Origin of the sequence: Vibrio crassostreae 9ZC13 (assembly GCF_000272045.2) — a bacterium.
Taxonomy (GTDB): Bacteria; Pseudomonadota; Gammaproteobacteria; order Enterobacterales; family Vibrionaceae; genus Vibrio; species Vibrio crassostreae_C.
In genome coordinates this window covers 1,445,663-1,463,290 of record NZ_AJYZ02000019.1, presented here as the reverse complement: position 1 = coordinate 1,463,290, position 17,628 = coordinate 1,445,663, and the positions used below count along the sequence as shown (strand labels likewise).

At 46.6% G+C, this 17,628-nt stretch carries 16 protein-coding genes; 11 read left to right on the top strand and 5 right to left on the bottom strand.

Features of this window, described 5'->3' with window-relative positions; genetic code table 11:
• Positions 1 to 8: 8 nt before the first annotated feature.
• Positions 9 to 767, bottom strand: a complete 759-nt coding sequence (locus A136_RS07720; protein WP_017065137.1) for a substrate-binding periplasmic protein — start codon at positions 765 to 767, stop codon at positions 9 to 11.
• Positions 768 to 855: 88 nt separating this feature from the next.
• On the opposite strand from A136_RS07720, the gene A136_RS07715 reads away from it, so the two are divergent.
• Positions 856 to 3,288, top strand: a complete 2,433-nt coding sequence (locus A136_RS07715; RefSeq protein ID WP_017065136.1) for a response regulator — start codon at positions 856 to 858, stop codon at positions 3,286 to 3,288.
• A 151-nt stretch (positions 3,289 to 3,439) separates the two neighbouring features.
• Here the strand turns inward: A136_RS07715 and A136_RS07710 are convergent, their stop codons facing one another.
• Positions 3,440 to 4,192, bottom strand: a complete 753-nt coding sequence (locus A136_RS07710; RefSeq protein ID WP_017061222.1) for an SDR family NAD(P)-dependent oxidoreductase — start codon at positions 4,190 to 4,192, stop codon at positions 3,440 to 3,442.
• A 12-nt stretch (positions 4,193 to 4,204) separates the two neighbouring features.
• Positions 4,205 to 4,900: a sulfite exporter TauE/SafE family protein gene (locus A136_RS07705; protein WP_017061223.1), complete on the bottom strand. Its 696-nt coding sequence runs from the start codon at positions 4,898 to 4,900 to the stop codon at positions 4,205 to 4,207.
• Between the two features lie 362 nt (positions 4,901 to 5,262).
• Between A136_RS07705 and A136_RS07700 the strand changes: the two genes are divergently transcribed.
• On the top strand, positions 5,263 to 6,579 hold the full coding sequence (locus A136_RS07700; RefSeq protein WP_017065135.1) for an aspartate aminotransferase family protein: 1,317 nt from the start codon (positions 5,263 to 5,265) through the stop codon (positions 6,577 to 6,579).
• A 205-nt stretch (positions 6,580 to 6,784) separates the two neighbouring features.
• Here the strand turns inward: A136_RS07700 and A136_RS07695 are convergent, their stop codons facing one another.
• On the bottom strand, positions 6,785 to 8,299 hold the full coding sequence (locus A136_RS07695) for a PLP-dependent aminotransferase family protein (RefSeq protein WP_017065134.1): 1,515 nt from the start codon (positions 8,297 to 8,299) through the stop codon (positions 6,785 to 6,787).
• A 239-nt stretch (positions 8,300 to 8,538) separates the two neighbouring features.
• Here A136_RS07695 and A136_RS07690 point away from each other — a divergent pair, with 239 nt between their 5' ends.
• The 4 genes from A136_RS07690 to A136_RS07675 all read left to right on the top strand — a co-directional run bounded on the left by A136_RS07690 (position 8,539) and on the right by A136_RS07675 (position 11,825).
• Positions 8,539 to 9,405 (top strand): transporter substrate-binding domain-containing protein, encoded by an 867-nt coding sequence (locus A136_RS07690; RefSeq protein ID WP_017065133.1) that lies wholly within the window; start codon positions 8,539 to 8,541, stop codon positions 9,403 to 9,405.
• A 131-nt stretch (positions 9,406 to 9,536) separates the two neighbouring features.
• A complete protein-coding gene (locus tag A136_RS07685) occupies positions 9,537 to 10,175 on the top strand; it encodes an amino acid ABC transporter permease (protein ID WP_017065132.1) in 639 nt (212 codons plus the stop codon).
• 137 nt (positions 10,176 to 10,312) lie between these two features.
• A complete protein-coding gene (locus A136_RS07680; RefSeq protein WP_017065131.1) occupies positions 10,313 to 10,978 on the top strand; it encodes an amino acid ABC transporter permease in 666 nt (221 codons plus the stop codon).
• Entirely contained in the window at positions 10,971 to 11,825 is an 855-nt protein-coding gene (locus A136_RS07675; protein ID WP_017065130.1) for an amino acid ABC transporter ATP-binding protein, read from the top strand. The genes A136_RS07680 and A136_RS07675 overlap by 8 nt, the downstream gene beginning before the upstream one ends.
• A gap of 103 nt (positions 11,826 to 11,928) precedes the next feature.
• Here A136_RS07675 and A136_RS07670 read toward each other — a convergent pair whose 3' ends face one another.
• Positions 11,929 to 12,657 carry a UTRA domain-containing protein gene (locus tag A136_RS07670; RefSeq protein ID WP_017065129.1) on the bottom strand — a complete coding sequence of 243 codons (729 nt, stop codon included), beginning with the start codon at positions 12,655 to 12,657 and terminating at the stop codon, positions 11,929 to 11,931.
• A gap of 211 nt (positions 12,658 to 12,868) precedes the next feature.
• Here A136_RS07670 and A136_RS07665 point away from each other — a divergent pair, with 211 nt between their 5' ends.
• From A136_RS07665 to A136_RS07645, 5 genes are all read left to right on the top strand, one after another.
• Entirely contained in the window at positions 12,869 to 13,972 is a 1,104-nt protein-coding gene (locus A136_RS07665; RefSeq protein WP_017065128.1) for an ABC transporter substrate-binding protein, read from the top strand.
• 61 nt (positions 13,973 to 14,033) lie between these two features.
• Positions 14,034 to 14,933, top strand: coding sequence for an alkaline phosphatase family protein (locus A136_RS07660; RefSeq protein WP_017065127.1), 900 nt, complete (start codon positions 14,034 to 14,036; stop codon positions 14,931 to 14,933).
• Complete coding sequence (locus A136_RS07655; RefSeq protein WP_017061233.1) at positions 14,930 to 15,823, top strand: ABC transporter permease; 894 nt, start codon at positions 14,930 to 14,932, stop codon at positions 15,821 to 15,823. The genes A136_RS07660 and A136_RS07655 overlap by 4 nt, the downstream gene beginning before the upstream one ends.
• Complete coding sequence (locus tag A136_RS07650; RefSeq protein ID WP_004732591.1) at positions 15,823 to 16,608, top strand: ABC transporter permease; 786 nt, start codon at positions 15,823 to 15,825, stop codon at positions 16,606 to 16,608. The genes A136_RS07655 and A136_RS07650 overlap by 1 nt, the downstream gene beginning before the upstream one ends.
• Positions 16,608 to 17,627 (top strand): ABC transporter ATP-binding protein, encoded by a 1,020-nt coding sequence (locus A136_RS07645; protein WP_017065126.1) that lies wholly within the window; start codon positions 16,608 to 16,610, stop codon positions 17,625 to 17,627. The genes A136_RS07650 and A136_RS07645 overlap by 1 nt, the downstream gene beginning before the upstream one ends.
• Position 17,628: the final 1 nt, after the last annotated feature.

The following is a 17,628-nucleotide window of genomic DNA, read 5'->3' as shown; positions in this document are numbered from 1 at the left end:
CGCTGGTGCTATAAGTAACTCTGTACGATGTCGTCAAGCTGTCCATCGTCTTTCATTTGGTCTAGGCGTTGGTTGATGAAGCTTTGCAGTTTAGGATCCATCTCAGGGTCAAACGCCAAATGGATAGGGTAGTTATTGATGACAGAACCAAACTCTTGCATCTGGTAATCATCAATACTCAGTTTTTGTTCGTTTAGGTTGTATTTGATTCGTGATTCCATTTCCACAAACACGGTGTCGCCAGGTGCTCGGTTCAGGACACGAAACGCAGCAGTGTAATCTTTTACTCGAATCTCGTTGAGCTTGCCCTGTTGGATATAAGGTTCCAAGTTCGGATACTCAAATCCTTTCAGCAATACGACGGCTTTCCCATCGAGATCATCGATTGTATTGAACTCAAATGGCTTTTTACCGCTGCTGAGTAATACGTGTTTTACATTGTAAATCGGGTCTTCAGATAGGTTCGAAGATTGAATATTCCCCCAACTAGGGCTGCCATAGGTAACCCAGTTTGGATTCTCTCTCGCATCGAGCTTGTCGATCATTCGATTAAAAGGGTAGGTGTGGTAGTTGATCTCATATTGGCTGTCATCAAACACGGCTTCCACAATATCTGAAACAATTCCTCTGTGAGATGACCCCTCAGTTTCGATTTGAAAAGGTTGCGCTTGGCTCGCAATAATGTAGTAGTGAAGAGGTTCGTTTGCAGAAGCATAACTGCTTGAAAACAAACTGACTATGGATGCAACGATAAGATTTTTTTTCATAACCTTCCCTAGTTATTTGATGAATGACTACTATTATACTAGTTGAGTAATTGTAGTTTGCTAGGATAACAATAATGGTAATTTGTGTATGGTGACAAAAGGAAAACGCTACGTTGGACTCTCCCGACAGTTGATCGGGATGATAATAGCGATCAGTACCTTATTCACAGTTATAGTGACAGGTCTCGGGTTGTATGTAGAGTACCAAAGTCGAGTTTCTTTTATCAGCTCTCAGATCGAGCAGGTCAAGGCTGGCTACCTTTCTGGTTTAACGGCAAGTTTGTGGGTTGAAGATCGAGAGCAATTGTTTGTGCAAGCCGAAGGCATCTCTCGCCTCCCTTCGGTCAGTTACCTTCTTATCGAAAGTCCCGATGAAAAAATTCTAGAGTTAGGTCAAAAGACCGAAGGCCAATCTTATTCTCAGTCTTGGGAAATGGTGCACCAGATGGGCGGCACAGACTTCCCGTTGGCGACGCTCACGGTGCAATCAGACTTGAGCATGATCCTAGATGACTTTGAAGAACGAGTGTTATTGTTGCTCGCCTTCGAAGCCGTTAAAATCTTCTTGTTGTCTCTCGTATGTTTAACCATCGTCTATCGTCTTGTCGTAAAACGTTTGATGACTATGTCTTCCCAAATCAACCAACAACAGGTCGAAGACAACAAACCGCGCTTTATAACGCCAACTCACTCTACTTACAAAGATGAGATATCGACTCTAGAGAGTAGCTATAACCGATCGGTAGAACGTATTCGTCAACAATATCAAGAGCTGGAAAAAGCTAAAGATGTTGCTGAGGTGGCCAACCGTAATAAAAGTGAATTCCTTGCCAATATGAGTCACGAAATCCGTACACCAATGAATGGGATTATCGGGTTGTCGTCTTTGCTCTCTGAAATGGATATGCCGAAAGAGCAAAAAGAGTACATCAACATGCTCAACACCTCTTCGCTTACGTTGCTCGACTTAATCAACGACATTCTCGATTACTCGAAGATCGAAGCGGGGCGACTAGAGCTTCAGCAAGAGCCGATGAAAATGATGGGCATTGCGGCCGACGTTGAATCAACCTTTCGAGTGAAAGCCGAACAGAAAGGGCTTCGATTCCAATTAGCGATCGACCCTAAGATCCCAACCATGGTGATTGGCGACGGTACTCAACTAAGACAAGTCCTAAATAACTTAGTAGGCAACGCGATTAAATTTACCGAGCATGGCCACGTCACGCTCTCGCTTCGTTTGGAAGAGGTGGTTGAGCCTGAGCAAAAACTCAGAGTGAGGTTCGAGGTTGTCGACAGCGGTATCGGTATTGCAGAAGACAAACAGAAATCGGTGTTCGATAAGTTTCAACAAGCCGACGGCAGTACTACACGTATTTATGGAGGCACAGGGCTTGGTCTAACAATATGCGAGAAGATAGTGACATTGATGGGCAGCAAGCTTGAACTCACCAGTGTTGAAGGTAAAGGCAGTACCTTCTATTTTACGGCTGACTTTGACCCGTGTTTAGAAGCCGATGAAAGCAATATCGATTTCAATAAGGTTTCGGTTCTGCTTGTGGATGATAGCCAGCTGAACATGCGTATAACGTCTACACAGCTTCAATCCTTTGGCGTTAAGTCTGAGTGCTGTGAAACGGCAAACCAAGCGTTAGAGTTGGTTTCAGAGTCTGTGGCTAAGTCATCACCTTATGATCTCGTTCTGATAGACAAAGCAATGCCGTCCGTTGATGGCTTTCAACTGGCGAGAAGCTTAGTTGAACGCTTTGGTAGCGAGTGTCCCAAGTTAGTGATGATCTCTGCTGACCCTAGAAAGCAAGATGAAGCTCGTGCTAAACAAGTCGGTTTTGTTGCCTACATTGCGCGTCCTTACCAAGATAATCAGCTTAAATGGACCATCAGTGAGGTACTCGCGAGAGCGGCTGATACTTCAGTCTTTACCTATCCGAACAGAGGAGAGGTTGCGTTTAAAGATAATGAACCTGTGCCGTTAAGTAAACCTGCAGCGGTTGTTAAAGATGCTCCCATTGTCTCTGTAAACGCCACACCAGCCGATAAACAAGCTCCAATTCAAGCAGAGTCAAAACCTGTCGCAGTTGCCGGAGAATTTAGTGGTACAGTTTTAGTTGTTGAAGACTCGCGAGTAAACCAACAAGTCGCCAAGATGATGCTCAAGAAGCTTGGCTTTGAGGTTGATATTGCCGACAACGGTGAAATTGGTGTCGAGAAATTCAAAGCCAACGAATACGAGATGATTTTTATGGATTGTCAGATGCCGGTTCTCGATGGCTTCGAAGCGACCAAGCAGATCCGAGCGCTCGAAGAAGGGGCTGCAAAGCATATTCCAATCATTGCGCTGACGGCCAACGTCGTGCAGCGAGACAAGCATTTGTGCTTCGATGTAGGCATGGATGAGTTTTTACCTAAACCGGTTAACCAAGGCAAACTGAGAGAGATCGTAGCGAGTTTCTTGTCGAAAGAGACGGAATCAAACAAAGAACATGAGCAGCAAATTGTTTAGTTGAGTATCTCTAATCTTACTTTCATTAAAAGAGTAATGAGGCGAATTAGACATAGTCTTTTATGCCGTTGGTTTTATTTGAAGTATCGTGTGAAAGAAATGATAAAGGTGGCCTGAAAAGACCACCTTTTTTGTATGTGTCGGTTTGAACTTAATCTCTATCGATTGCGAACGCAGACCATGCTTGACGTGTCGGCATCACTTCGACTCGGTTAATGTTGATGTGATCTGGCAAGGTTGCGATATAAAACATCTGCTCGGCAATATCCTCTGCTGACAACGGTGTAGTGCCTTGGTAAAGGTTGTCTGAAGCCGTCTGGTTACCTTTAGTTCTTACAAGAGTAAATTCCGTTTCTGCAATACCAGGGGAGAGGTCAGTCACTCGTACCCCTGTGCCTTGTAAGTCACAACGTAGGTTGTAACTGAACTGCTTTACGAACGCTTTGCTGGCACCATACACATGGCTTCCTGGGTAAGGCCACTGTCCGGCGATTGACCCAACATTGATGATTGAGCTTCCTGCGCCTTTTTTAATTAACGTAGGCAACAGCGCATGAGTAACATTAACCAAGCCTGTGACATTGGTATCGATCATAGTGTGCCAGTCTTTCAAGTCCACATCAGGCGCGCCTTCTGGTGCCAAAGCTAACCCAGCATTATTGACCAATGCGGTAATCGATGAAAATTCAGCGGGTAATGAATCAATGGCTTGTTTTACGGCGTCTGCGTCTCGAACGTCGAGTTGAATTACATGCACAGGCACCGTTAATTCTTCCTTTAGGTCGAGTAGCCTTTCGATTCGACGACCAGACAGCACTAACGACCAGTTATCTTCTGCGAAACGTTTTGCTGCCGCTTTGCCGAAACCAGAGGTTGCCCCTGTAATGAACGCTATCTTATCCATAAATACATCCTTCTAATTTGAAATTAACATAAGTAGTGCCATGCCGATCAAAATCGGCGCGGTCGTTGTTTTTGCAGACAAGTTCGGTACTGATAGATACAGTTTTTGCCCCAGTACATTGCCAATCAAAGCTGCCGGTAATAGCCATAAACCTGTGATGAACGATTCTTGGTTAAATGCGCCAATCCATATGAAGCCGATCAGTGAAATCGCTGAACTCAGCAGAAAAAACACAATCGCGGTGGCTCTCTGTTCACTGGTTTTAATGGTCAGGTTCATCAAATACGTCACTAATGGCGGACCTCCTGAAGAAGCGGTGGTCATGCTAAACCCCGAAATGGCTCCCGCCCAAAACGCGTGTCGTTGGTGCAACCAAGTGAGGCGTAAGTCCAAAATAATCAGCGTGCCAGCGACCAAAGACATCATCGCGATAAAGGCCTTCAAGCCTGATTCCGATATCGTGCTAATGAAATACAGCGAGAAAGGCACCGCAACCAACATGCCAATACACAGCGGCGCAATAAGCCGGATATTGATGGTGGTTTTACTTCGCTTGAGCAGAGGAAAGGCACTTAAAAAGTCCAACAAGATAGCGATGGTTACCGCTTGCAATGGTGGAACAATAAAGCTGAGGGAAAGCGCTACGATAATCGCAAACCCAAATCCTGAATAGCCTCGAACTACTCCTGCAAACAGAATCAATGTCATCGCTAATCCTAATTCCACTCTTGCTCACCTCTTTGCTTTTGATATTGCTGCTGCGTTAATTAGCGTTCGATGAGACCTGTCTCGTCTGCCTTTCAATCTATTCACACCTAAGAGTTTTGAATAGAGCCAGATCGACGATTGGATTGGGTCAGGCAGTTTGTTGGATCGGGGATGAGACTTGGGCTGATGTACTGGCCCAATGTTTTGTTGAAACTGACACTATGACCTCCGCCCTGTTTGGGATGAAGATTATTCCATCCGATAGCGCAGCCTTTTCAATGTCGTGTTTTGTGTCTTTCATTCTCGAAGACGAGCCAAGCACGAGCGGCTGTGAATCTAGTGTTGTTAATGGAGACGATGAAATGGAAGTATCAACAGAACAGCTTGTGAACCAAGATATTATCGACCTCGACAAGAGCGTATTTCATTCTTGGTCGATTCAAGAAGCAGCGGAGCCTATCGCCATTGCGGGTGGGCAAGGATGCAAAATGTGGGACTACGAAGGTAAAGAATACCTTGATTTTAGTAGCCAACTGGTTAACACCAACATTGGTCATCAGCATCCACAAGTGATCAAAGCGATTAAAGATCAGGCTGATTCATTAGTGACCGTTGCCCCTGCGACCGCCAACCTCACTCGTGGTTTGGCGGCTAAGCGTATCTTGTCGAAAGCGCCAAGCTCGTTTAAGAAGGTGTTCTTTACCAATGCAGGGGCAGATGCCAACGAAAATGCGATTCGCATGGCGCGACAATTCACAGGGCGCGACAAGGTGCTATCTGCTTACCGTTCTTACCATGGCAATACAGGTACTGCTATTGCTGCGACGGGGGATTTTCGTCGAATTCCAAACGAGTATAGCCGTGGACACGTTCACTTCTTCAATCCATTTCTCTATCGAAGCGAATTCAACGCGGCGACTGAGGCAGAAGAGAGTGAGCGTGCCCTGCAGCATTTAGAGCGAGTGATTGAATGCGAAGGACCAACGGCGATTGCGGCGATTATCCTAGAGACGATTCCGGGAACGGCTGGTTTTCTCATTCCGCCCAAAGATTACCTTATCGGCGTGCGTGAGCTGGCAACCAAACATGGCATTCAGTTGATATTCGATGAAGTCATGGTCGGCTTTGGCCGCACGGGTAAGTGGTTTGCGTTTGAGCACTTTAATGTAGTGCCGGATCTGATTACTTTCGCGAAAGGGGTGAACTCGGGTTATGTGCCGGCTGGTGGCGTGGTGGTCAGCGAACCGATCGTTGAGTACTTTAAGTCAAACTTCTTTATGGGCGGCTTAACGTACTCTGGTCACCCTTTGGCGATGGCTTCTATCGTTGCAACGCTCGATGTGATGGAGCAAGAGGGCATTGTCACACACGCTGATAACGTCGGTAACAGCGTTTTAGGGCCGCTTCTACTGAGCCTTCAAGAGTTGCACCCTATGATTGGTGATGTGCGCGGCAAAGGGATGTTCTGGGCTGTAGAGCTGGTGGAAGATCGTGAAAGTAAAACACCTTTGAGCAATGAAAAAATGGGGCAATTGAAAGCGCAATTGACCAAGCGAGGCCTGTTGACCTTCATTGTGAATAACCGCATTCACGTTGCGCCACCTTTGGTTATTCAGCCAAGCGAGATAAAGAAAGGCGTTAAGATCATTGATGAAGTGTTGTTTGAACTTGCTTCTTAATTCTTCAATAAGATAGCTAGCACAGCAACCAAGGCACTTTGGCAAAGGATTCCCCGTTCTTTTCAAAGTGCTTATTTTTCCTGAGTGCTTGGCTTTTGAGTGTCTAGCTTCCAATTGGTTAGGTATAGTCGAAAAAGAGCATCGATTGATGCTCTTTTTACGTTCTTTCACTAAATCAGTCTGGTCAAACTGCTCTTAAGTGATGCTAGATCTTCATCACCTCTGACAGCTCTTTGATACCGGGTGCGATCAGATCTTTGTCGATGGCGTGAAAGCCCAATCGAAAATAGGAATTGGGGTCATATTCTGACAATGCTTCACAACCCGATTCCGTTTCGGTATTCGTCATAAAGTGTGAATAGCCTGTCTCAATCAATATGCCCTTTTGGGCGGCTCGTGAAGCTAAACGCTGGCTATTGATGTGGCTGGGCGTTTGTAGCCACAGAGAGTTGGCCTGCTCGCTTTGAGCCAGTCGCTTGCAGTCAGGTAGGTACTTCAAGACCGCATCGTTGATCAGCTTCCAGCGCTGGCGTGTGTTTTCCCTAAAGCGCCTCACAAAGCTGTCGTAGTAGCCTTGTTCAATAAAGTGCGCCACTTCCATCTGAACGCGGCTTGGTGCGTGTCGATACATCAAGCGACGCAGTATTCTAAGATCGTAGATCAACTCTTCAGGTGCCACGATGTAGCCTAATCTCAAGCCGGGTGCTAATAGCTTAGAGAAGCTGCTGACGTAGATGACACGTCCTTCTTTGTCACTGGCTTTTAGCGCGGGTTTAGGGTTCCACTCCACGTTACACTCGGCGTCATAGTCATCTTCGATAATTACCGCATCATTGGTTTTGGCCATTTCCAGTAACTGAGTTCGACGCTCGTCACTCATGGTGACGCCGGTTGGAGCTTGATGGCTAGGCGTGACATAGAAGTGATCACACAGTGAAGAGTGCTCATTGAATCTCAATCCTTGTTCATCCACTTGATGCGGGTGTAACTGCGCGCCAGAGAGATTGAAGATGTGATTCGCTTCTTTGTAGCCGGGGTTCTCGACTCCGACTCGACTCTGATGGTTCATGAGCAAAGTCGAAATCAAATACAGCGCATTCTGCGAACCTAAGGTTATGAGGATCTCATCACTTTGGGCATGAATACCGCGCTGTGGGAGCACCCTTGTGCGTATCTGTTCGACCAGCATGTCGACGTCTTTATCGACCTTGTCGCAAAGCCAGCGGTGATCATGTGGGTCTGAGGTGACCTTTCTTGTCGCTTCTCGCCATTGAGCTAATGGGAAGTCATTGATAGAGGGTTGGCCAAAAATAAATGGGTATTGGTAACAACTCCAATGCGAGGGTTTGACGATGCGTGGGTATTGGCCCAATTGCAGCTTAACGCGTTTGCTCCAATCCGGTGCATTGTCGCTGTCGGCTGATTCAAAATGATCCAAACTCGCGTCGATAGTATCACTCGGGTTTTCATACTTTTCTGAAAGGTAATAACCACTGCGAGGCTTACTGATGAGGTAGCCATCGTCGAGCAAACTGTCGTACACCAAGGAGACAGTATTGCGTGAAACACCCAATTGGCTAGACAGCTTACGACAAGAAGGAAGCGCTTGTTCAGCCGGAAAAATACCATTCAATATCGCCGTCACCAAATAGCTACGTACTTGTTCTTGCAGGCTTCTTTTGGAATCAAACTCGATGAAACAATTGTGATTTATCGCCATGAGATACAGTCCTTATTCTCAGTGAACCTCAGTCCAATTTGTATAAAAGAGCAAGAAATGCGCCAGAGTTCATATTGATGTTTTAAGAGTGTGTTTTGCTCTCTCTCAACCCCGAAAATTACGTTGTCCCAAACTAGAAAATCGTTCTGTCCCAACCTGAAAATTAAATTGGCTCTACGTCTCCGATGCATTCCGTTCATAAAGTAAAGGCAGGCAAATAATCTCGATAAGGAAAGCGTATGAAACAGGGAATGACGATGAAGGCATGGGTTTCAACAGCGGCAGCGACAGTTGTACTGGGTTGTTTTGGAGTCGCACAAGCATCGGAGCTTGCAGCCATCGAAAAGCAAGGCTTCATGAAAGTGGCGACAGAAGACAACTACTCTCCATTCAACTATATCGACCGCGGTAAGCCTGCGGGGATTAACAAAGATTTGCTTGATGAGTTACGTGAATATTCGAAGTTCGATATCGAACAAGAGATCTTACCTTGGACAGGACTACTCGCTTCGGTATCTGCGGGTCAATATGATGTGGCGTTAACTGGCGCGATCATTACCGATGCTCGCTTGAAGGCCTTTGATTTCACTCCACCTATCGCTTCAGCGCAGCATTACTTCTTAACCAGAGCTGACGCGGAAGATATTAATACGGTAGCCGATTTAGATGGAAAAACAGTGGGCTTACAAGCGGGCAGTGCTTTGCTAGAAAGGCTTCCAGAGCTCGAAGTGATGCTCGAAGCACAAGGCAAGTCTTTGGGTAAAGTGGTGCAGTATCAATCCTACCCAGAAGCGTATTCCGACTTGGCAATCGGCCGAATAGACTACGTGATCAACAGCGTCGTTTCCGTTAACGAGGTGGTGAAATCCAAGTCGAAGGTGTTCAAAAAAGGCGAGGCGGTGTCTGGTCCTGGTTTCGTGAGCTGGCCTGTTCCTAAAGAGAACCCTGAGCTTTTGGCATACCTAACGGAGTTTTTCCTGCACCTAGAGCAAACAGGAAAAATGGCGGAGTTGCAGAAGAAGTGGTTCGGTGAGTCGTTCGACCAACTGCCTTCAGAGGCCATCACTTCCATTGAGCAGTATCACAAGCTAACAGCAGTCCAATAGATGGATAAGCATGCGCTGACACAAACAGTTAACGGCTGTTTGTGTCCATGCCAATGGGTTCAAAGCGGTTTAACCCATGAGTCATTTGCGCAAAACCTATCGAAAGAAGTCGCTTATCAAAGAGGTCGTTTATGGATTATTACGCTTGGGAACAGTTGCTACAGGGCGCGTGGGCTACGGCATGGATATCGGCAGTCTCGATTGTATTAGGTGTCGTCATCGGGCTAGTCATTGCTTTAATTCGAATGATGAAAATCCCGTTTGTGGATCAAATGCTGGGTATCTATGTCAGCTGGGCACGAGCAACGCCTTTGGTGACACTGGCTCTGTTTATTTTCCTTTCTTTTCCGTCATTTGGCATCAATTTAAATAAACACGTTTCTGCCATTTTAGCTCTCACACTCAATACATCGGCATTCAATGCAGAGATTTGGCGCAATGCCTTTCTTAACTTTTCAAAAGGACAAATGGAAGCGGCAGAAGCCATTGGTATGAGACGTATCACTTATTTTCGCCGCATCATGTTCCCACAGATGGTGATCATGAGCTTACCTGCGCTAGTCAATGAGATGTCGTTCTTAATCAAAGGCAGCCCAGCGATTGCGGTGATCGGCATCGTCGACCTAACTCGTGTCACCAATCGAATCTCTGCGGTTACCTATGAACCACTTGGGCCGATTCTATGTGCCGGTGCCATTTACATGTTGATTATTGGCGTGTTGGTGAAGTTGCAAGCGGTGGCTGAAAACCGAGCTACTTATCTGCAGTAGTAAGTGTGGCTATCAGTAATCTACCTCAGTCACAGCTATCAACAACAACCACAGTTTAGCCGTCATGGCTACTTGGTCAGAAACACCATTTACCTGCTTGTGATGCGTTATTGAGCGGGTAAGTTTAAGGAGTAAATATGGAAGAATGGAATATTATCTGGCAACAAAAAGAGCTGTTTGCTTCAGGATTTGTGACCACATTTTATCTTTTTGTTTCGTCTTCAATCTTGAGTTTCATCATTGGCATCGGTTTGTTGTACTGTCTCGAAAACTCGAGACTCGGTGTTAAGTACACCATCAACAGTTTGATAGGCATGATGCGCACCTTACCGTTTCTGATTTTAGCCTATCTGCTCTATTACGGTTTGCCTCAGGTTGGCATTCGACTAGATGCAGTGACTGCGGGAATCATCGCACTCAGCCTATATCATGGTACGTATTTCTGTGAGATTTTCCGAGGTGTTCGTAAGGGGTTAGAGCCTGGTTACATCGAAGCGGCGCACGCTTATGGCTTTTCTAAACTCAAAACCTTCACACGAGTCATCACACCCAACGTGTTGTGTAAGTCGGTTCCTCTGATCACTAACCAACTCATCATCTGCTTAAAAGACACTGCGTTTCTTAGCATCATCACCGTCGCAGAAATTACCGCGGCCGCCAACAGCATTCAATCGACCTACTTCATCCCATTGAATGCGTTCATCATTGCTATCGCGCTCTACTGGGTTGTGAGTATTGCACTTGAAAGCATCACCAAACGAATCCAAACCAAAGTTGAACTTAGAGGACTTAGCCATGCTTAAACAATCAGAGATTATTGAAACGGAAGCACCGATTAACCCTTCTTTGGGCGTGAATTTGGAAGTGATTGAGTGCGAGCCACTATTGGAAGAACGAGAGACGATCATCAAGGTTGAAAACCTGTCGAAACAGTTTGATGGCATCGAAGTACTGCGAGACATCAACCTCAACATCAACAAAGGCGATGTGGTGAGTATTCTCGGCTCGTCAGGTTCGGGGAAATCGACGCTACTGCGTTGCATGAACTGGTTAGAGCAGCCAGAGCGCGGCACGATTTTTATGGGTGATGAGCGTATTGGTATCAACTCTGAAACGGGTAAGCCACTCAAATACAAAGAGTTGGCGAAACTTCGAGAGCGTCTTGGAATGGTTTTCCAAAGCTTCAACTTATGGCCGCATCTCACCGTGTTGCAAAACGTCATGGAAGCGCTGGTTCATGTTAAGAAGATAGCGAAATCAGACGCCGAGGAGATGGCTCGTAAGCAACTCGACAAGGTTGGGATGTCACACAAACTAGAGAGTTACCCAAGCATGTTATCGGGTGGGCAAAAGCAACGTGTCGCGATTGCCAGAGCTCTCGCGATGGAACCGGATGTATTGCTGTTTGATGAGCCAACCTCCGCGCTCGACCCTGAATTGGTCGAAGAGGTGTTACTGGTAATGAAGAAGCTATCGCAAGAGGGTTACACCATGGTGGTGGTGACTCATGAGATGGAATTCGCGCGTCAGGTGTCGGATCAGGTGGTATTCCTTGAGAAGGGCATCTTGATTGAGAAATCCAACCCTGAGAAGTTCTTCACTAACCCAGATTCAACAAGGGTAAGGAAGTTCCTCAAGCTTGATTCATGAGCTAGATGATTCGCGCACCTTAATGTTTGATTGTTAAAAAACTCCGACTGAATCAGTCGGAGTTTTTGTATTTGTGTTGCTACCGCATTAAGAGGATGTGGTACTAGCCAATGCTATCAATGTGGATCACTACTGAGTCTGGTCGCCAGTATTCCAGTTCGCAGTCCATCAACTCGCCATCTTGCTTGTAGTTCACACGGCAGATCTTCAGCACCGGTTGACCCTCAGCCAAATTTAATGCCTTGGCGACATGCGCAGGGGCAGAGGTGGGTATCACATCAAAGCGCGATCGTTTGGTCTCGTAGCCGTATTTTTCTCGGTAGATGCCTGTCAGCGACATGGTGAGGTTTTCTGACAACACCTTCTCAAACAACGGCGCTTTTAAGACGTTTTCAACAAACAGCACCGCTCTGCCATCAATAAAGCGTAATCGCTCAATCACGTGTATCGGGGTTATCTGTTCTATTTCTAATGCTTTGGCGTAATCGCCTGCGGCCATTTCTGTGCGGGTGCTGAGCAACTTGGTTGCTGCAATACGATGTTGTTCGCGAATCATTTGATGAAAGTGAGAACGTGACAATGGGTTATAGCGAACACGTTCGGGTGACACATACCAGCCACGGCGCTCTTCTCGGTATATCAAACCTTCGGTTTCCAGAGACACCAACGCATCTTTGAGCGTGATTCGTGTGGTGGAAAACAGTTCGCTAAGGTTTCTTTCTGATGGCAGTTTTTGCCCTTCAATGAAGATACCTGATTGAAGCTGCTCTCGAATACTCGCCTTAATTCTTCCTAACTGTGTCCCTGATTGCCCGGTGCCCAATGTTCTCATTACTGATCTAGTCCATAAGTTCGTGTGCTTAATAAGGTAAACCATGGAGTTAACAGGAATGTGACAGTAAACAATGGCTTATTGTCATATGAGTGAAATATAACTGCCACGTAAATGCACTCGAACTGTCAAATAACTTACGGCAAACCGTCACATTCCGGCTATAGCATACAAAACGAACTTACTGACCTAGTCCAGAGGGATAGAGACAATGAAAACTTTGCTTAGCCGTTCAACTGTATCGCCAGCCAAACTGATTGGTTCACCTGCAAAATTAATCGGCGCAACGCTAATAACGGCAACACTTTCAATGCCAGCGATGGCGAAGGATGCTGATCTTGAGTCACTGATTGAAGCCGCTCAAAAAGAGGGTGCGGTTTACAGTGTAGGTATGCCAGACAGTTGGGCAAACTGGAAAGGCACATGGACTGATCTGAAAGCAAACTACGGTTTGAAGCATCAGGATACAGACATGAGCTCGGCTCAAGAGATCTCGAAATTTGAAGCAGAGAAAAGAAACGCAACTGCAGATATCGGTGATGTGGGGTTTGCATTCGCACGTGTGGCAGTGAAGAAAAACGTCACTCAGCCATACAAACCAACCACTTGGCATGACATTCCAGACTGGGCAAAAGACAAAGATGGTCATTGGGCTCTGGCTTACACTGGCACCATCTCTTTCATTTCCAACAACAACCTTGTTGAAGATGCGCCGAAAACTTGGAGTGACCTACTAGAAGGCGACTACAAAGTAACAGTCGGTGACGTAGGTGTAGCCGCGCAAGCAAACAACGCGATTCTAGCGGCAGCATTTGCTAATGGCGGTGACGAGTCGAACCTAAAACCAGCGATTAAATTCTTTGGTGAATTAGCGAAGCAAGGCCGTCTGTCTTACACCGACCCAAGCATCGCGAATCTTGAAAAAGGCGAAGTGGAAGTGGCAATCATGTGGGACTTCAACGCACTGAACTACCGCGACAAGATCGACCGTGAGCGCTTTACCGTCAGCATTCCACAAGATGGCTCAGTGATTTCTGGTTACACCACCATCATTAATAAATACGCACAAAACCCGAACGCGGCGAAGTTGGCTCGTGAATACATCTTCAGCGACCAAGGCCAAATCAACCTAGCAGAAGGTTACGCACGTCCAATCCGTAGCAACATTACGCTACCTCAATCAGTTCAAGACAAGCTGATCTCAAACGAGCAATACAGCAATGTTCACCCAGTGACTGACTTCTCAGCATGGGAAAAATCAGCACGTCGCCTGCCACGTCAATGGCAAGAAAGCGTATTGATTCACCAGCAATAACCCCGCTTAACACGCCACCTTCAGTAGGTGGCTTTTAGAAACAAGCAATAGAGAATAGACCATGAGCAATAAGGTTATCCTTGTTGTTCTAGATGGACTGAACTATCAGGTAGCCCGTGATTGCATGGGCTACCTGAACGGTCTTCTAGAACTAAGCGATTTGCAGACAAAACAGGGCGATATGCACAGCAACCAAGGCGATTCGTACAATAAACAGAGCACTTCGCAGAGCACGCAAAAAAACAAGCTGCGCGCCACGCTTTACCCTGTGCAGTGTGAGCTGCCATCTATGTCACGTCCACTGTATGAGTGCATCCTGACCGGTGTTCGCCCTGTTGAGAGTGGCATCGTCAACAACCAAATCGTGCGTTTGTCGAATCACGAGTCGGTATTTAGCTTGGCGAAGTCGCAGAACAAAGTGACGGCAGCTGCGGCTTACCATTGGGTGAGCGAGTTATATAACCGAGCGCCATTTGATGCAGTACGCGACCGTTTCACCAACGATGAGACCATGAACATTCAACACGGTTGTTTCTACCACTGGGATCACTACCCAGATGAAGCCTTGTTCTTGGATGCAGAGCACTTGCGCGTGACTCATCAGCCTGATTTCTTGCTGATTCACCCAATGAACATTGACGACATGGGACACAAGCATGGGCTGGATTCTCGCCAGTACCGCAATAGTGCACGTGGCGCGGATATCTACCTATCAAACTATCTTGAGAAATGGGTAGACGATGGTTATCAGGTGATCATCACCAGTGACCACGGTATGAACAATGACTTGTCTCATGGTGGCATTCTGCCTGAAGAGCGTGAAGTGCCTTTCTTTGTGATTGGCGATAAGTTTACACACCAAGAATGTTCAGTGAAACAGACCGACATCTGCGGCAGCGTGTGTCAGTTACTCAATCTAGAACACGATAAATCTTACACTCAGGAATTGTTGGCCTTATGAGCAGTTCTGTAATCACGCAGAGCGATGGCTCTGCGCTTCAACCCAAAACCAAATCTTTGTTTCAACGCTTCAAGCCCGCCTTGTGGCTTGCGCCTTTCGCACTGTTTTTCTATCTGTTCCAACTGGCACCTATGGTTTGGGTGCTGATCAACAGCTTCTTCTATGACGACGAACTCTCTCTCGAAAACTATTCTGAAATATTCGATTCTGCTTTCATGATGCAGGCTTTTGGCAACAGTTTATGGTTGTCGATTTGGTCGAGCATTGTTGGCTTGGCGATTGCAACTCTGTTGGTCTCTTCATTGCGCCGTGTTGATTCTAAAATCCGCGATGCGGTGATCGCGTTTACCAATATGAGCAGCAACTTCTCTGGTGTGCCTCTGTCGTTCGCATTCATCATCATCTTGGGCACCAATGGTGCGATTACCTTATTGCTCAAGCAGTATGGATTGCTGGGTGATTTCGACCTTTACGGCAAGTGGGGCTTGCTGGCGATTTACATCTACTTCCAGATCCCATTGGCGGTGTTGTTGCTGTATCCAGCGTTTGATGCTCTGAGTGACGACTGGCAAGCCGCTTCGGCACTGCTTGGCGCGAAAACTTGGCAATACTGGACCAAAATAGCACTGCCTGTGTTGTCGCCTGCCTTGTTCGGCACCTTCATCATCTTGATTGCTAATGCGATTGGCGCCTATGCGAGTGTGTATGCGTTGACCTCGGGCAACTACAACGTGATTACGATTCGTATCGCGAGCTTGGTATCGGGCGACTTGTTCTTAGAACCAAACCTAGCTGCGGCAATTTCAGTGATTCTGATGGCGATGCTGGCCTTCATCACCGTGATTAACCAATGGCTGATCAGCAAAAGCTACGCAGGGAAGAGAAAGTAATGAACACCGTCAATACTCGTTTTCATAAAACGGTTGTCTATTCGATTGTCGGCATCATGATGATCCCGATCTTAGCGACCTTTATTTACTCGATCTCTTCTCGTTGGGGCGCAACGATCCTGCCGGATGGCTTCACGTTAGATTGGTACATCAACCTGCTGACGGATCCTCGCTTCTTGCAAGCCTTTGGTCGTTCACTGTTTATCTGCGTGGCGGCACTGTCATTGAGTGTGGTATTGGTCTTGCCTGCGATTTTCGTGGTGTTTTACTATTTCCCGAAACTCGACAAGGTAATGAATATCCTGATCTTATTGCCATTCGCTGTACCACCAGTAGTGTCATCGGTTGGTTTACTTCAATTGTATGCAGACAGTGAAATATCACTGATAGGCACGCCGTGGATTTTGATTGGCACCTACTTCACCATCGCGCTGCCATTCATGTACCGCGCGATTGCCAACAGCTTTGAAGCAATCAACTTGCATGACTTGATGGACGCTGCTCACCTGCTCGGTGCAAGCACCACCAAGGCGTTCTTGTTGATTATTCTGCCAAACCTTAAGAAAGGCTTAATGGCGTCGCTGTTCTTGTCGTTCTCGTTCCTATTGGGCGAGTTCGTGTTCGCTAACATCTTGGTGGGTACACGTTACGAGACACTGCAAATCTACCTATACAACATGCGTCAAACCAGCGGCCACTTCACGTCAGCCCTAGTGATGACGTACTTCCTGTTTATTTTCTTACTGACTTGGTTGGCAAGTCGTTTCAGCCAGGGAACAAAATAATGAGCTATGTAAATGCGAAAAACCTTACCAAAAGCTTTGGTGACAACACGGTGTTTGAAGATATTGAATTTTCCATCGAGAAGGGCGAATTCATTACTCTGCTTGGCCCAAGTGGCTGTGGTAAATCGACTCTACTGCGCAGCTTGGCTGGCCTGAATCCTGTTGATGGTGGCGAGATCTGGGTCAACGGTGAAGAGATTACTCACCAAGTGCCACAACAGCGTGGCATCGGCATGGTGTTTCAATCTTATGCGCTGTTCCCGAACATGACGGTTGAAGGCAACATTGCGTTTGGCCTCAAGATGAAAAAGCTTGCTGCTGACGAGATTAAGCACGAAGTCGCGAAAGTGATTGGGCTGGTGGATTTAACGGGCAAAGAGAAATTCTACCCGCATCAGCTATCAGGCGGTCAGCGTCAGCGTGTGGCTTTGGCAAGAGCCTTGGTGGTGAAACCGCGTATTTTGTTGTTGGATGAGCCGCTTTCGGCGTTGGATGCGAAGATCCGAAAGCACTTGCGCCAACAGATCCGAGATATTCAAAAAGAGATGAATCTGACCACGATCTTCGTGACTCATGATCAGGAAGAAGCGATGATCATGTCTGACCGTATCTTCTTGATGAATAAAGGTGAGATCGTACAAGCGGGGACACCCGAAGAGATATACACTCAACCTGCCAATGAGTTCGTTGCTGGGTTCATGGGGCACTACAATCTGGTGCAAGCGAACAAAGCCAAGCAACTTTTCAATATTGAAACAGAATGGAAAGTGGCGATTCGACCTGAATCTATCTACGTGAAAGAGCAAGGCCGACAATATGGCGAACATATCTCTGCGCCGAAAACTGGCACCATTCGTAACCACCAGCTCTTGGGCAACGTGATTCGCTACCAGGTAGATGTCGATGAATGTGAATTAACGGTCGACTTATTAAACCGTTCCTCTGAACGACTATTGGCAAACGGCAGCCAACTTGAACTCCTGTTTAACCTAAACGAAATTCAACCTGTGAGAGCCTAAG

Excerpts from the sequence above, each read along its gene's own strand:
- A136_RS07720 (WP_017065137.1), bottom strand. The coding sequence starts at position 767 with ATGAAAAAAAATCTTATCGTTGCATCCATAGTCAGTTTGTTTTCAAGC.
- A136_RS07715 (WP_017065136.1), top strand. The coding sequence starts at position 856 with ATGGTGACAAAAGGAAAACGCTACGTTGGACTCTCCCGACAGTTGATC.
- A136_RS07710 (WP_017061222.1), bottom strand. The coding sequence starts at position 4,192 with ATGGATAAGATAGCGTTCATTACAGGGGCAACCTCTGGTTTCGGCAAA.
- A136_RS07705 (WP_017061223.1), bottom strand. The coding sequence starts at position 4,900 with ATGACATTGATTCTGTTTGCAGGAGTAGTTCGAGGCTATTCAGGATTT.
- A136_RS07700 (WP_017065135.1), top strand. The coding sequence starts at position 5,263 with ATGGAAGTATCAACAGAACAGCTTGTGAACCAAGATATTATCGACCTC.
- A136_RS07695 (WP_017065134.1), bottom strand. The coding sequence starts at position 8,299 with ATGGCGATAAATCACAATTGTTTCATCGAGTTTGATTCCAAAAGAAGC.
- A136_RS07690 (WP_017065133.1), top strand. The coding sequence starts at position 8,539 with ATGAAACAGGGAATGACGATGAAGGCATGGGTTTCAACAGCGGCAGCG.
- A136_RS07685 (WP_017065132.1), top strand. The coding sequence starts at position 9,537 with ATGGATTATTACGCTTGGGAACAGTTGCTACAGGGCGCGTGGGCTACG.
- A136_RS07680 (WP_017065131.1), top strand. The coding sequence starts at position 10,313 with ATGGAAGAATGGAATATTATCTGGCAACAAAAAGAGCTGTTTGCTTCA.
- A136_RS07675 (WP_017065130.1), top strand. The coding sequence starts at position 10,971 with ATGCTTAAACAATCAGAGATTATTGAAACGGAAGCACCGATTAACCCT.
- A136_RS07670 (WP_017065129.1), bottom strand. The coding sequence starts at position 12,657 with ATGAGAACATTGGGCACCGGGCAATCAGGGACACAGTTAGGAAGAATT.
- A136_RS07665 (WP_017065128.1), top strand. The coding sequence starts at position 12,869 with ATGAAAACTTTGCTTAGCCGTTCAACTGTATCGCCAGCCAAACTGATT.
- A136_RS07660 (WP_017065127.1), top strand. The coding sequence starts at position 14,034 with ATGAGCAATAAGGTTATCCTTGTTGTTCTAGATGGACTGAACTATCAG.
- A136_RS07655 (WP_017061233.1), top strand. The coding sequence starts at position 14,930 with ATGAGCAGTTCTGTAATCACGCAGAGCGATGGCTCTGCGCTTCAACCC.
- A136_RS07650 (WP_004732591.1), top strand. The coding sequence starts at position 15,823 with ATGAACACCGTCAATACTCGTTTTCATAAAACGGTTGTCTATTCGATT.
- A136_RS07645 (WP_017065126.1), top strand. The coding sequence starts at position 16,608 with ATGAGCTATGTAAATGCGAAAAACCTTACCAAAAGCTTTGGTGACAAC.